General features: G+C 38.9%; 13 protein-coding genes. 6 read left to right on the forward strand and 7 right to left on the reverse strand.

All coding sequences use genetic code 11. From position 1 onward, the window contains the following. Positions 1–42: 42 nt before the first annotated feature. On the reverse strand, positions 43–1,398 hold the full coding sequence (locus NITUZ_RS04145; RefSeq protein ID WP_048195604.1) for an NAD(P)/FAD-dependent oxidoreductase: 1,356 nt from the start codon (positions 1,396–1,398) through the stop codon (positions 43–45). 308 nt (positions 1,399–1,706) lie between these two features. Here NITUZ_RS04145 and NITUZ_RS04150 point away from each other — a divergent pair, with 308 nt between their 5' ends. Continuing rightward, on the forward strand, positions 1,707–1,931 hold the full coding sequence (locus tag NITUZ_RS04150; RefSeq protein WP_048195607.1) for a hypothetical protein: 225 nt from the start codon (positions 1,707–1,709) through the stop codon (positions 1,929–1,931). Here NITUZ_RS04150 and NITUZ_RS04155 read toward each other — a convergent pair. After that, on the reverse strand, positions 1,928–2,722 hold the full coding sequence (locus NITUZ_RS04155; protein ID WP_048195609.1) for a hypothetical protein: 795 nt from the start codon (positions 2,720–2,722) through the stop codon (positions 1,928–1,930). The two genes, NITUZ_RS04150 and NITUZ_RS04155, sit on opposite strands and share 4 nt — an antisense overlap. A gap of 211 nt (positions 2,723–2,933) precedes the next feature. Between NITUZ_RS04155 and NITUZ_RS04160 the strand changes: the two genes are divergently transcribed. Further along, entirely contained in the window at positions 2,934–3,323 is a 390-nt protein-coding gene (locus NITUZ_RS04160; RefSeq protein WP_048196065.1) for a toprim domain-containing protein, read from the forward strand. 30 nt (positions 3,324–3,353) lie between these two features. Here NITUZ_RS04160 and NITUZ_RS04165 read toward each other — a convergent pair whose 3' ends face one another. Further along, positions 3,354–4,139, reverse strand: coding sequence for an SIMPL domain-containing protein (locus NITUZ_RS04165; protein ID WP_048195611.1), 786 nt, complete (start codon positions 4,137–4,139; stop codon positions 3,354–3,356). Between the two features lie 91 nt (positions 4,140–4,230). Between NITUZ_RS04165 and NITUZ_RS04170 the strand changes: the two genes are divergently transcribed. The 3 genes from NITUZ_RS04170 to NITUZ_RS04180 are packed head-to-tail and all read left to right on the forward strand — an operon-like array spanning position 4,231 to position 6,262. Continuing rightward, positions 4,231–4,968 carry an ArsR/SmtB family transcription factor gene (locus NITUZ_RS04170; protein WP_048195614.1) on the forward strand — a complete coding sequence of 246 codons (738 nt, stop codon included), beginning with the start codon at positions 4,231–4,233 and terminating at the stop codon, positions 4,966–4,968. A gap of 22 nt (positions 4,969–4,990) precedes the next feature. After that, entirely contained in the window at positions 4,991–5,209 is a 219-nt protein-coding gene (locus tag NITUZ_RS04175; protein ID WP_048195616.1) for a hypothetical protein, read from the forward strand. 27 nt (positions 5,210–5,236) lie between these two features. Then, positions 5,237–6,262 carry a formate--phosphoribosylaminoimidazolecarboxamide ligase gene (locus NITUZ_RS04180; RefSeq protein ID WP_048195618.1) on the forward strand — a complete coding sequence of 342 codons (1,026 nt, stop codon included), beginning with the start codon at positions 5,237–5,239 and terminating at the stop codon, positions 6,260–6,262. A gap of 474 nt (positions 6,263–6,736) precedes the next feature. On the opposite strand, the gene NITUZ_RS04185 is transcribed toward NITUZ_RS04180, so the two are convergent. Further along, complete coding sequence (locus tag NITUZ_RS04185) at positions 6,737–7,204, reverse strand: hypothetical protein (protein WP_048195620.1); 468 nt, start codon at positions 7,202–7,204, stop codon at positions 6,737–6,739. 109 nt (positions 7,205–7,313) lie between these two features. On the opposite strand from NITUZ_RS04185, the gene NITUZ_RS04190 reads away from it, so the two are divergent. Beyond that, a complete protein-coding gene (locus tag NITUZ_RS04190; RefSeq protein ID WP_048195622.1) occupies positions 7,314–7,679 on the forward strand; it encodes a hypothetical protein in 366 nt (121 codons plus the stop codon). An 18-nt stretch (positions 7,680–7,697) separates the two neighbouring features. On the opposite strand, the gene NITUZ_RS04195 is transcribed toward NITUZ_RS04190, so the two are convergent. The 3 genes from NITUZ_RS04195 to NITUZ_RS04210 all read right to left on the reverse strand — a co-directional run bounded on the left by NITUZ_RS04195 (position 7,698) and on the right by NITUZ_RS04210 (position 12,583). Beyond that, positions 7,698–9,245 carry a DoxX family protein gene (locus NITUZ_RS04195; RefSeq protein ID WP_048195624.1) on the reverse strand — a complete coding sequence of 516 codons (1,548 nt, stop codon included), beginning with the start codon at positions 9,243–9,245 and terminating at the stop codon, positions 7,698–7,700. Between the two features lie 516 nt (positions 9,246–9,761). Then, entirely contained in the window at positions 9,762–12,149 is a 2,388-nt protein-coding gene (locus NITUZ_RS04205; RefSeq protein ID WP_244443804.1) for a hypothetical protein, read from the reverse strand. After that, positions 12,110–12,583 carry a hypothetical protein gene (locus NITUZ_RS04210; protein WP_048195628.1) on the reverse strand — a complete coding sequence of 158 codons (474 nt, stop codon included), beginning with the start codon at positions 12,581–12,583 and terminating at the stop codon, positions 12,110–12,112. Before NITUZ_RS04210 ends, NITUZ_RS04205 begins: the two co-directional genes overlap by 40 nt. Positions 12,584–12,585 lie beyond the last annotated feature (2 nt).

Here is a 12,585-nt window from a genome sequence, read left to right on the forward strand (position 1 = left end):
TCTGGAAACATCTTAACAATTTGTTTGTTCAAAACGAATCCCCTATAACGTCTTGACAGATTTTACTTCTGGTTCCAAATTGAATAGGAACTGATCCAGACTGCTGATATCATCCATATCAAACCTATTCAGCGATTTTTTCTTTATTTTTCGTATAAGGGTTATGTCTTTTTTGAAAAAGAGATTACATGTCCAATCTAATGCCAACTTGAATTTTTTCTCAAACGTAGGGAGCATCATCAGATAGTAAGTTTTCCATACAAGCCATGCCATAGTTCCAGTCACATTATACCCAGATATGGTGGCAATGCCGTTCCTTTTGCCTATTATGGCCATCATGCCTTTGCTTTCAAAGTTAAATCGTTCCTGAGAATCCTTACCAAAAATCTGATGCATCAGATTCCGTGCAACAGTCCTGCTTTCGCGTAATGCATGCTGCGCAGTTGGAGGATAGAACTCGCCTGTTTTGTTGTCCTGTATGGCAGCGCAGTCTCCAAGTACGAACACTTCGGGATACTTTGGAATTCGAAGAAATTCATCAACTAATATCTTGCCTGCTTTGTGGTCACAGTCAAGACTTGTTATCACCGAGTCAATTGTAAGGCCGGCAGTCCAGATAAGTGTGGCACACTGGATTGTCTCGCCATTTCCAAGGAAAACATAATCCTCCCCTGCATCCACTGCCTTTGTTTTCGTGACTATTCTTATTCCTGCCTTTTGAAGTGAGTCAAGCGCTTTTTTTGAGAGATTCTTGTCTAGCTCTGGCAATATGCCGGCGCTTCCTGAGACTAATACCATGTGAATATTTGCAGGGTTTATGTTTCTGTAGTAATGTCTTACAGAATCTCTGATAAAATCATTAATTTCTCCTATTGTTTCAACTCCTGCAAATCCCGCACCCACCACCACGACCGTCAAAAGTTTTTCTTGTATTTTCTGATCATCCTCACCATCTGCTATTTCCAACATGTGTATTAGATGATTCTTTATTGCGATTGCATCTTGTATGGTCTTCATTGTGAATGCGTTTTTCTCAATGCGTTTGTTACCAAAAAAATTCGTAGTACTTCCCATCGCAATCACCAAATAATCATAGTCAAGTATCTTGACTTTACCGTCAAATGTCCTAGTTATTGCAACGAGTTTGTTTTTCAAGTCTATTGAGGATATCTTTGCTTGTATGAATTCCGCATTTTTGCAAAACTTTCGTATTGGTATTGATATATCACTTGGATGTATTGTGCCTGATGCCATTTCAGGCAACATAGGTGTGAAAAGAAAAAAATTATCCTCACTTATTATGGTGATCTGGGCATCATGTCTTAATTTTGACATGTTTCTCAACACTGAAATTCCGGCAAACCCGCCGCCAAGAATCAATATTTTATGCAATTGCATAACACATGAGCACCCGTATTGCAAGAATCGTTCGAAAATTACCGTTGTCCCTCTGATAATAAAATAATATTTTGGCCCTACTAGTTATGTAAACTCCAAAAATCCTAATCCCATTTTTTACCCTTTGTAAAATAAAAGCGCAAGCTCCTCTTGGCGTTTTAATAAAGTACATGTTGTTGGTTGCTTGAAACTGGGCAAAAGCAATAGTTTGTATTTACTAAACAAACGATTTCCAAATTATTAGGCATGAGTGTTCTTTGCGCACACTTGAAAAATTAATTACTCTCCTACCACAACTCTGAGTGCAAATGAGCGAGAATTCCGACGTTGTTGACTATATAAAAGAAGTCAGGTTGATACTTGCAGACAGTATTGATACGCTTTTGAACCTACAATATGATTTGTGTTATGACAAAGACGATGAAATAGTCCCAATAAACAATGCCGTCGAGCTGGTCGATATGAGCTATGACCTATCACATTCTGAGAAATTAAAAAAAGCGGAAACGGAATTTTTGAGAAGAGACTGCTAGTTTTTGTACATGTCTCTTAAGTATTTGTCTTCAGCTACGATTTCATTTATTCCAGCAAGAACGCCTGCAATTATGTCATCTGCCAAGTTTATGACCGGATGAATTGTCTTGTTTTTGTCCTTGCAGGTAAGCTCGATCATCAGGTCGTGTTCTGCCAGACCTTTCTTACGTGAGATTATTGTGGCTTTTTCTATGTTCGCTGCAGGTATTTGGATCTTTTTTCCGTCCGGGGCCTCAAAAATCAACTGGTCTGTGCCCTTTTTCTGTCTTTCAAGTATGAGTTTGCCTCCAAGCACTTGCGAGCTCCAACCTGGATATCCTTCCACATAATCGCAGTCAAATTCCCGCTGGTCTGATGCCTTTGAGGTTTCCTTCTTTCCGGACTGACCGCTGTCGCGCAAAAAGTTTGCCTGCTCTTTGATGTATTTCCACAGGTTGTCCTCGAATCTTTTTGCAGTGTATATTTTTGTGAGTGTTGCGGCAATTCCTATGACTGGTACAACAAACAGTGGTGCTGACATTATGAGGTTCTTTCCCCATTCGCCAGTGCCTATGGACACTTCAAAGTTATCAGGGGATCCCCTGATGCTAATGTCAGTGCTTCTTCTTGCACCGGCAGCCGTTCTTAGCGCTCCGAGTTTTCGTGCTTGTATGAAACACCACGAGACGGGTCTTGTCTGGTCTTTTGAGAACGCTACCTCAAAGCCGTTTTCTGTAAGGTATGTCTCTATTCTTGTGGCAAGTCTTTCTATGTCTGTATTGTAGCCGTGAAATTTCTGTGTTTTTCCCATTTCGTGTAGTGACTCGCTTGTAATATTTATGATTAACCTGATCTTGAGAGAAACGAAAATTCTCTCAAGATCACGGGATGATCAGTTCTTGATCTTGGGGGATGATACAGAGCAGGCATAAAATATTAAAATACTTGCGTACAATTTGTCCAGTTTCTTGTTAGCAATAATTTCTCAAAGACTGATTAATCCCAATGTATTTCACACTTTTGTGATAGTATCACGCCAGGAGGTCACCGCACTACTGAATTTAATACATGAGATAAACGAAGAAAAAGACAGTGTGGTAGTGGTGGAAGGCAAACGTGATTCCTACGCCCTAAAATGTATAGGTTTTTCATGTAAAATATTGGAATTTCACAGATTTGGCGGCCTGACCAAGTTTTCAGATTCGGTATCTGGCCACAAGAACATCATTTTACTGTTTGACTCTGATAGAAAAGGAAGATACCTCACTAGAAGAGTTATAGAGCAGCTTGAACGCAGAGCAAAAATCAACCTTTACTATAAAAAAAGACTCAACCAGATAACAGGGGGCAAGATCAGGACGATTGAGGAGATCTCCCAATACAAAGATGCGCTGTTTGGTGTAATAATCTAGCCGGACAAATAAAATAAAAGAGATTGGAGCTTATTTGCTTCCAATTATGAAGACAATGCTGGCAGTGCTCGTTACCGACTGGTCTGCTGAGAATATCGGTGTGCTCAAAGATACCTCTGCTTTGTCCATTACTGCTCCGTAGTACATCGGCGTTGGCGGCGGATAGATGCCAAACTCTGAGAGGTTTACGTGTTTTACACCTATTATCTCATAGTTTAGCGGTGCTAGTGCTTTTTCTGCCTTTGTCTTTGCGTTCTCAATTGCTTGTGCTAACAGGTCGTCGCTTACCTGAGTCTGTTTTTGTGGCGATAGTGTAAAGTACACCGAGTCAACTCTGTTTGCTCCTGCCTGAACTGCACTGTCTATTATAGCAGATGCCAAGTTCAGGTTTGTAGTCTCTACTCTTATGATGTTCGATACGCTATACCCTACAAGACGCTGTCTGTATATGCCAGACTCTTTTTCTTGGTACGATTCGTAGACCGGATATATGGTAAGCTGAGATGTGCTAATTTGGCTCTCAGATATGCCCGCTGCTTTTATTGCAGCTACTACTGTATTCATTTTCTGAGTGTTAGAGTCAAGTGCTTCTTTTGCTGTTTTTTCCTGCACTTCAACTCCAAATTGCACGACCAGCAGATCCGGTTTTACCTTGGTGGTTGCAGTACCCGTTACTGAAAGTGTTTTCTCACGTGACGGATATGGTGTTGGCTCTGTTTGAGCTTGCACGTCTGCGCCCATTGGTATGGCACCAAGGGAAAATGCCAGAGCAAGAACAATTCCTGTTGCTGCTGCAAGCGTGATTGTTTTGTTCATGTATTATATCAAGTGCTAAGCTTTAAGACCTTTGATTAAAGTAGAATTTAACCCTAAATTTTAATAAGACGTATTCTATGACGCATGCGGTATGGGTGATTCAGAGGATCCGTTGGGAATTAATGAAAAAGTCGAGATCTTATCAACTGATGATGATAAGATAAAGGCAGTAGGTGAGCTACTAAGCTCAGATTCTAGTAGGGCTATTCTAAAACTACTCTTCAATGAGCAAATGACGGCAAATCAAATCTCCCAAAAAACCGAAATTTCGCTTCCCCTTGTGATATATCATCTAAAAAAAATGCAAGATGCCGGAATCGTGAAAATAGCGCAAACCGGAAAAAATACAAAATCACACGATATGAAATATTATACTGTAGACAAGTTTGCCATCGTCATACTGCCCTCAGGAATGACTGAAAAGGCAAGATCAAGCAAGTCCTTGCTCAATTCTTTTAACAGAATATACCGATTTGCCACTATAGGGGGCGCAGGGCTTGCAGCATGGTTTTCATCACAATTCATTCAACAGCAGAACAGACATGTCATATCAGATGATAGTATGAGGCAGGCCCAGATCGCCATGGACTCTGGTGAAGAGATGGCACAAAAATCATTACAAGCTCCACCACCATCAATGCCGTCTGAATCAATACCATTTTCAACAGAATCAATCGCGCAGGAGGGCGCAGCACACGGTGGAATTCAGACATTGACAGGCAGTAGCGGTGAGCCGGTGACTGACATTTACATTTCTGCAATAATTGCACTAGGAATCATTGTAATTGGCCTTATAATTGAGAGAATACTGCATTCAAGAAAGAAATAACCCCTTGGTACAAGCCAATTATATGACTCTAACAGACAGGGAAAGACTGCTTATTGCAATATCTAATGCCATTTCAGTATACTCTGTATATACTAAAGATCCGCAAACCATGCCCAAAAACCTTACGTTGATCGACTTTGTACTCAAATGCACGCCGGATGAACTGAAAAAAAACATCACAATGGATATGATAGATGAGGTCTTTGAGTATGTCTCAAAAACCCAGACCCAACTTTCATAAACCCACCAAAACAAGAAAAATCAAAGAATGACTGCAATTGCAACACTTGGCTCCCACTGCGCACTACAGGTTCTAAAGGGTGCAAAAGACGAAGGCCTAAAAACGCTTCTGGTTTGCGAGAAAAGACGCCAAAGACTCTACAAGAGGTTTGATTTTATAGATGAGATCATTCCTGTCGACTCGTTCCTTGAAGTTCTTGAGCCAAGGTGCGCGCGAATACTTGAGAAAAACAAGGCAGTACTAATACCGCACGGCACACTAATTGCACAGATGAGCTCAGAGCAAATAGAGTCAATCAAGACTCCTGTTTTTGGCAACAAGTGGATTCTCAGATGGGAATCAGACAGAAATCTAAAAGAAAAACTCATGCGTGATGCAAAATTAGACGTTCCAAAATCTATTCCGAATCCCGATAAGATAAAACGGCTGACCATAGCAAAAAGACATGGGGCTGCTGGCGGCAAGGGATACTTTCTTACATCTAGCAAAAAAGACTATGTGAAAAAACGCAACCAGTTAATCAAGATAGGACTGATAAAAGGCGATAAAGACCTGTACTTGCAAGAGTATGTGATGGGAGTTCTGGCGTATCTGCAATTCTTCTATTCGCCACTAGATGATAATTTAGAGTTTTTTGGAGTAGACAAAAGACACGAGTCCGATATCGAAGGCCTAGGTAGAATACCTGCACAGGAACAATTAGGAATCGATTACATATCGTCATTTAATGTCATTGGCAACAGTCCAATGGTATTACGAGAATCATTGCTTGATGACGTATATGCAATGGGCGAGCGCTTTGTTGAAGCATCAAAAAGACTTGTAAAACCAGGCATGAACGGTCCGTTCTGTATAGAGGGTGTGTACGATCAGAACGGCAAATTCTGGACATTCGAATTCTCAGCTAGGATAGTGGCAGGAACGAATATCTACATGGAAGGCTCGCCGTATTCTGCATTAATATATGATGTGCCAATGAGTATGGGGCGCAGAATCGCACGCGAAGTAAAGATCGCAACAAAACAAAGAAAAATTGATATCATTACCACTTGAAAAGATAGTGTTTTGGACGCGTTAAGTATTTGATTCTGACTCATCTTGAAGATTAAGTTAGAATTGATTTTCTGAGGTTTGAAAGTGAGTGTTAACTTACGACAGATAAAAAGAATTTAAAATTCCATTTAAAAAGGATGGTTCTAGGAAATATTACTTTGACATAGATTTTGAATAGGATAGATTATTTGGATTCATCTGATTAGAACGATTATTCATAGCACTAGCATGGGTAGAACTATTTGGATTTCCCTGATTGCTATGATTATTTGCAGATGCTCTGCATTCAGAATTAGTTTTATTATTTGCATCTGATCGTTGAGCATTGAATGAACGATTACTTCTTGTCATCACATAATGATGTTATTATTTCATAAAGCCTTTACGCACTAATTATCCGAATAAAAAATTAAGAGATTGGTTTTAGCCCGTAACTAATTACTAGACAGCTTGTAAAGCATTGATAATCAGCTACTAATTCATCCGTAACTGTTTTTGTGTGAACGCAATCATTACTGTTATGATCAATCCAAATAACATAAGCACGCCAAACGGGAATTCTGGCACTACTTGAGTTCCAATTATCTCTATTTCCTCTGAATCGGCAATCACTGGAAATGTGATAGTAGTTTTGCCGTTTGCATTGGTTGCAGTATATTCTATCTCAAGTCCGTCCACTAGTACTATAAAATCGTCATTTTCTGCAGAGAGCATTTCAGATGGAAATGTTATTAGAAATTCAGAACTCTGTACGCCAATTATGCCAATTAATAGTGATTTTGATTCTTTATCTATGTCCATTGCGATCATCTTTCCATCTAAGCTAAATTCTATGCTAAAGGTATTCTCATCAACTATAAGATTATAACTTTCAGTATCTGCAAACGATGGCAGAATTACTGGAAATGCGATTATTGCCAATAACAGAGCTCGCAATCTCATTTTTTGATATTTTACAGATATCTGATATAGACTTTGCCAATAGATACAAGGCTGTTTGTAATTAATGTGCAAACTGCAAGTTTTATTCTTTTTTCAATTCTTGTTGGCATTGAATGTATTGCGTTTTGATATGATGAAAAAATCTATCCGATATCTAGGAATAGAAGAGTATCTATCATCATTTAGAAAGAAATGGCCGCACATAATTCTTGCTGGCATGCTTGATGCTCTAACTACAATAATTGCATTACAAATACTGTCTATGTCGGAGCTAAACCCAATCGTAAACCATCTTTTCCCAGATCATATAGTGTTAATACCGTTTATCCTCATAGAGCTCACTTTTTTGAGATATTCTATTGCAGTGAAGCTTTTCCAGAATTCACGCTATCTTGTTTATGCAGTGTCATTTACGTTGTATTTTCTTCCAATATGGAATGCGGCAAACATGTTATTGGTTGCCTGGTTGGCATAATCTATGAGCCGTTGAATCTTAGAGTTCTTTTTTTATTGCCATTAGGTCGTCAAGAATTGCATTCAAGTTATCCTTTAGACGCTTTATTTCAAGTATTTTTGCGTCCAATCTTGCCTGTATGCTTTCAGACGTGTTTTGTATGGCTGGTCTGAGGTTAGAGTCTTTGGTTGATTCATATCGTGATGTGTGGTGCATGTCTAATTTTTCTTGTTTTATTTCCTTGATGAGGCTGCTCATTTCTATTGTATCTGTTATACGATCACACTCAACATTGTTGTATGTGTGTTCCTTATCCAACACCTTGTAATTGTATTCAGAAGATTTGTATTCGTGTGCAGGAGAATTTGCAGGTCTTGACTGAGTATTTGAAAATAAGATCTTTTCAGAATCAGCACGTTCTTTTTCTAAATTCTGCTTGACAAAAAATTTATCGTCTTTAATTTGTGAATCTCCATACCTGCTTGTGCGTTTTGCAAAAAATCCAAATTTGCTCGTATTTTGACCATCTGTATTCTGATGTCTTTGGCTCACATCTGTTGATTCATGGTACACGTTATGATTGATTTCTGGTGAAATAGATTCTTTTGATTTGACCGTTTTACTGGATTTTAAGATGCCATCAATTCCGAATTTTCCTGACCCGCATATTATCAGTAAGATGGCAGCGCCAATTATTGCAACATCTTTCCATAATGATGGGCCCACCACATAGCTAAATCCAAAAATTAATTGAGCCCAAACTAGAATCCCAAGATGTATTGCGGCCCCGATTCTCGTAGCCGCTCCTGTCAAAACCATCACTGCAGCTATAATTTCAAGCATTCCAAACATTGTTACTGTGTCCGCAGATGCAGTCAAATTAAGACCAAGGTCATCTATCATATCCAACGTAGAAATTGGATTGGCGATCTTTCCAATTCCTGCCCATATGAAGATAAAGGCTAATCCAAGTCTTATTGTGAGCAAAGCACCATCAATGAATTTAGGTGGGGCGTGCCATGTAAGCACGGATTTTATATCTGGTATTTTTTTCTTGACTGCATCTTTCTTTCCTGTTTGAGGCTGTACATATCTGATATGCTGCGTTTGCTGATGGATGACATTATCTGTTCCAACATTGAAATGCCTTGCAATCATGCTTTGAACGTACTCCATATCTGATGAGAATAACGGATCACCACGCTCCAGCGTGTTGATCACATAGTCTAATCTCCAGGATTCGCCCATGTTCATGGCTCTAAGCTTTTTTGCATATTGTATGATTTCCAAAACTTCGATCTTGTTCTCTTCTGATTTTCTAGATTCTACTGAAGAATCTTGTCGTATTTGTGCTGGTGGCGAGGCGGCGTGTGTTTGTCTGTGTTCTTTGTATTGCTCGTAAAGTGATTTTAGATATGTTTTGGCATCAGCATCAAGCGGAAGTCCTTCTTCAAGATCTATTAACATGTTCTCCAGCCGCGTTTTGTCTCCGAGATTGTTTTGTTGTAGTTTTTTTATTATCGATATTGTACGTTGTGTTCTGTCAGTTTCGCTCGAATCCTGAACCTTTTTACCAAATAGTTTCATCTGTATTGTGATCTCTGATATTTTATTTAATGCACCAATCGGTTATAGATCCATATTACACGATATTGTTTTAGTATAATAAAATAAGTTGTTATTATTGATAATCTTAATCTGCGCTTCTATATTACAATGGAAGGTAAGAATACACAGATGAGGACACAGCCTATTTATCAGAATCTTTCACAGAGTCTTCATTTTACTTACTTTATTCATGCAGGACTGCTAGATGCAATAACAACATTCTTTGGCATGCAATTAGGCTTTTTTGAGCTAAACCCGCTTGTGGCCATGCTGTATCCTGAGCAGATGTTTTTTATGCCAGCTGTACTAATTGGCTTATCTTTTATGCGTACATATACAATTTTGTGGCTGTTTAAAAACCATAGGCATTTTAGATCAATGCTCTGGTTTACAATGTACTTTCCACCAACATTCAATGTTGCAAACATTATACTACATTATCTTAACATGCAAGATGTGGCAATGCTTCGATTAGTACTTTTTTAGAAGGAATTTTTAAAATATGTCCTCATCGTCGAAAATATCTTCATCTTCGGTTTTACTTGATTTTTTGCCTCGTCTTTTGATTACTACTAGTGCACCTATTCCAGCAGAGGGTCCTATTATTGTAAACAACAAGGTATAATCATCCTGATAAATTGGTCTTGTTTCCACATCATCATCTGCTACAAATGTTGCAGTTGGTGTTGTATATGGCAAATTCTCCCATCCTACAAGCTTTTTCTTGTAGATGAACATGTCATTCAGAGTGGCTGGTGCGTTTATGGTTACGTTTTCTCCTTCGCGATATTGGCCAGTACCTTCACCATTCTCAACAGTTATGGTATATGTGAATACTATGGGATTTTCAACCGGGGTTTGAACTATATCTTGCGAGATAGACGATACGACAGGCTGTTCCCCTTTAACAGTTATTGTCGTTTTTACAGGAACAGTATTCTCATCATAAAATATCAATCCGTGACTTCCAGTTTCGTTTATGTAAACCATCTCCCCTATACTTGACATTTGTGCGTTTGATGAAATACGAACCATTGATTTTTTTATCTGGTTATTGTTAAGATCTGCCACATGTGTGATTAATGGAAAGGGCTCATTCGGGAAAACCGAGAATGGATGAGATGCGATCACCGTCTTTCTCATTGGATTGTATACTTCTAAAATCTCAGTTGCGGTAAACGCGTTTGAAGACACATGAATTTCTGGTTTGGTTTCTGCAAGATCTGTTATTTTGCCGCTCACTGTAAGTACTGCATCACTGTCACGGCTCACTTTGTGTAGAAATGATGGTTTTGAGGTAATGCTAACTAGGCTTCCTTCCTTTGCCAAGGTAGGATCTGTTACGATTTTATCATGTGCCGAAGTTATCAGAAACAAATCCTGTTCCACCCCAAAAATTACTGGTAGGGGGATAATTGTGATCCTCGGATCCTTGATGTATTTTTGCATTGGTAGCGGCTCAATCTCGAAACTTTCAGTATTTTTTATTTCTACAAATATCTTGCCAGTCCCAAAATCTTGAACGTTTGTCACTACTATTCCATAATTCTGGTCATCTGCAATAGTCCCACTCAGTGAGCTTGGAGTGAATTTATCATTGGTAAATACAATAAAATCATCTTTAGCCCTATCAATTACTGGTCCTCCAATAGAGTGCCTTGATACAATTATCTCCATTTTATCATACGGGGGATCTGGGTATGCAACCACTTCAGTCTTTGTCGGGCGCTCAGAGTTAGACGTCTCGGTAAAAACCGTGATGATTTGGGTTTCTTTGATTGTTTCATCATCCTTGCTTGGTGCTACGCTTTCTGCCAAGCCACTGATTCTTATTGTACCAGAGTCAAAACTCGTATATGCTGTGATCTTTCCATAATGAGTTCCTTTCTTTATGATGGCCTCTCTTTTGGAATCTTCCTTTAATTGTGCATCCGTCTGAGTTATTACTTTTTTTGCATCTTCATCAATAGTTCTCCTCTCTGATGCTGTCGTTTCAGATAACACTATTGCTCCCTTCATCGCAGGATTGAATGACATTTTATCTCCCCTATCCACACTAAGTGTGATTTTTACGTCGTGTGGTGGAATGTATGGTCTTCCGCCTCTTTCAAGCCAAAAATAAACCTCTGCGCTGGAGCTTGTTGGTACGCGTTGAGGAGCGACGGCAATTTTCAGTTCGATTTCATCTGAGCTCGAAATTGTTATTGTTTCTGTATCAGGATCAAGATTTGGTGCAGTTGAAGTAATTGTGCCTTCGCCTTTTACTTCAAAAGAGAATTTTGCATAGTGTTTTCCTGGCTCTATTGTAATTGTATTTTTGTGTAATGTGACATCGCCTCTGCTTGTCAGAATAACTTCAATTGGTTCTTTGGCAACTACTGGATTTTCAAATGAATTCAACAAAAAGACATATCCTATTTGTACATTCTGTCGTACCAGTACGTTTACCAATGTGGAGGGAAGCTTCAGATCAAGTTCGTTTGGCGTATCTGCAGATTTTTTAACAGTGACCTGCCTTTCCAATAATAGGTCGTCACGTATGGCATAGATATTGGCGCTTCCTATCTCTTTTGTTTCAAATTCTACTATTCCATGATGCTTTCCTTGAGGGATGGTTACTGTGTGTTTGCTTATCTTGATTATCTCTGCGTTGTTTGTTGTGATGTCAAACATCAAATCTTTATCGGAATTTGTTTCCAAAACTATTATTCCATAGTATTTTTCTTTTGGCAATACGTCTGTTGGCGTCCACAATGTGGCCTGAATGTCATTACTTGCGGCATCTACATAGTTGAATGTAAATGCAAGAATTAATATTGTGAACAATATTGAAATTATTTTCATTAGCAGACCCTCCAGCTTATCGGAATCGGTACTATACACTGCTTTCCGTTTTCAGTTACGAATAAAATTTTTACATCATTAACTGTGGCATTCGGTATATCAAATACAATGCTCGTTGTATGCCCGGATGGTATTATGTTCTGTTTATTTGGTATTGTGGTTTCGTTAAGATATCGCTGAATCGTGATGGTGCCTGCACTATCGAACGCAACATATGAGTCAAGAACAGTTTGCCTGCTCCACATATTTGTCATTTCAACTGTATATGGCAGTCCAGAACTTGCGGTAAAGTTAAGCTGTTCATTGTTTCTGTTCATTTGTATGTTGTTTACTTCGATTGATGCCTCTAAGAATCTAGATTGAATTGCATTTATGTCAAGAAATGCAATTGATGCAATTCCGAACACGATTATCAGCGCAACAAGTGAAATCAGTCCGCCAACACCACGATGATTTGATTTTAAAATTGCCATAA

Origin of the sequence: Candidatus Nitrosotenuis uzonensis (assembly GCF_000723185.1) — an archaeon.
GTDB classification, from domain to species: Archaea; Thermoproteota; Nitrososphaeria; order Nitrososphaerales; family Nitrosopumilaceae; genus Nitrosotenuis; species Nitrosotenuis uzonensis.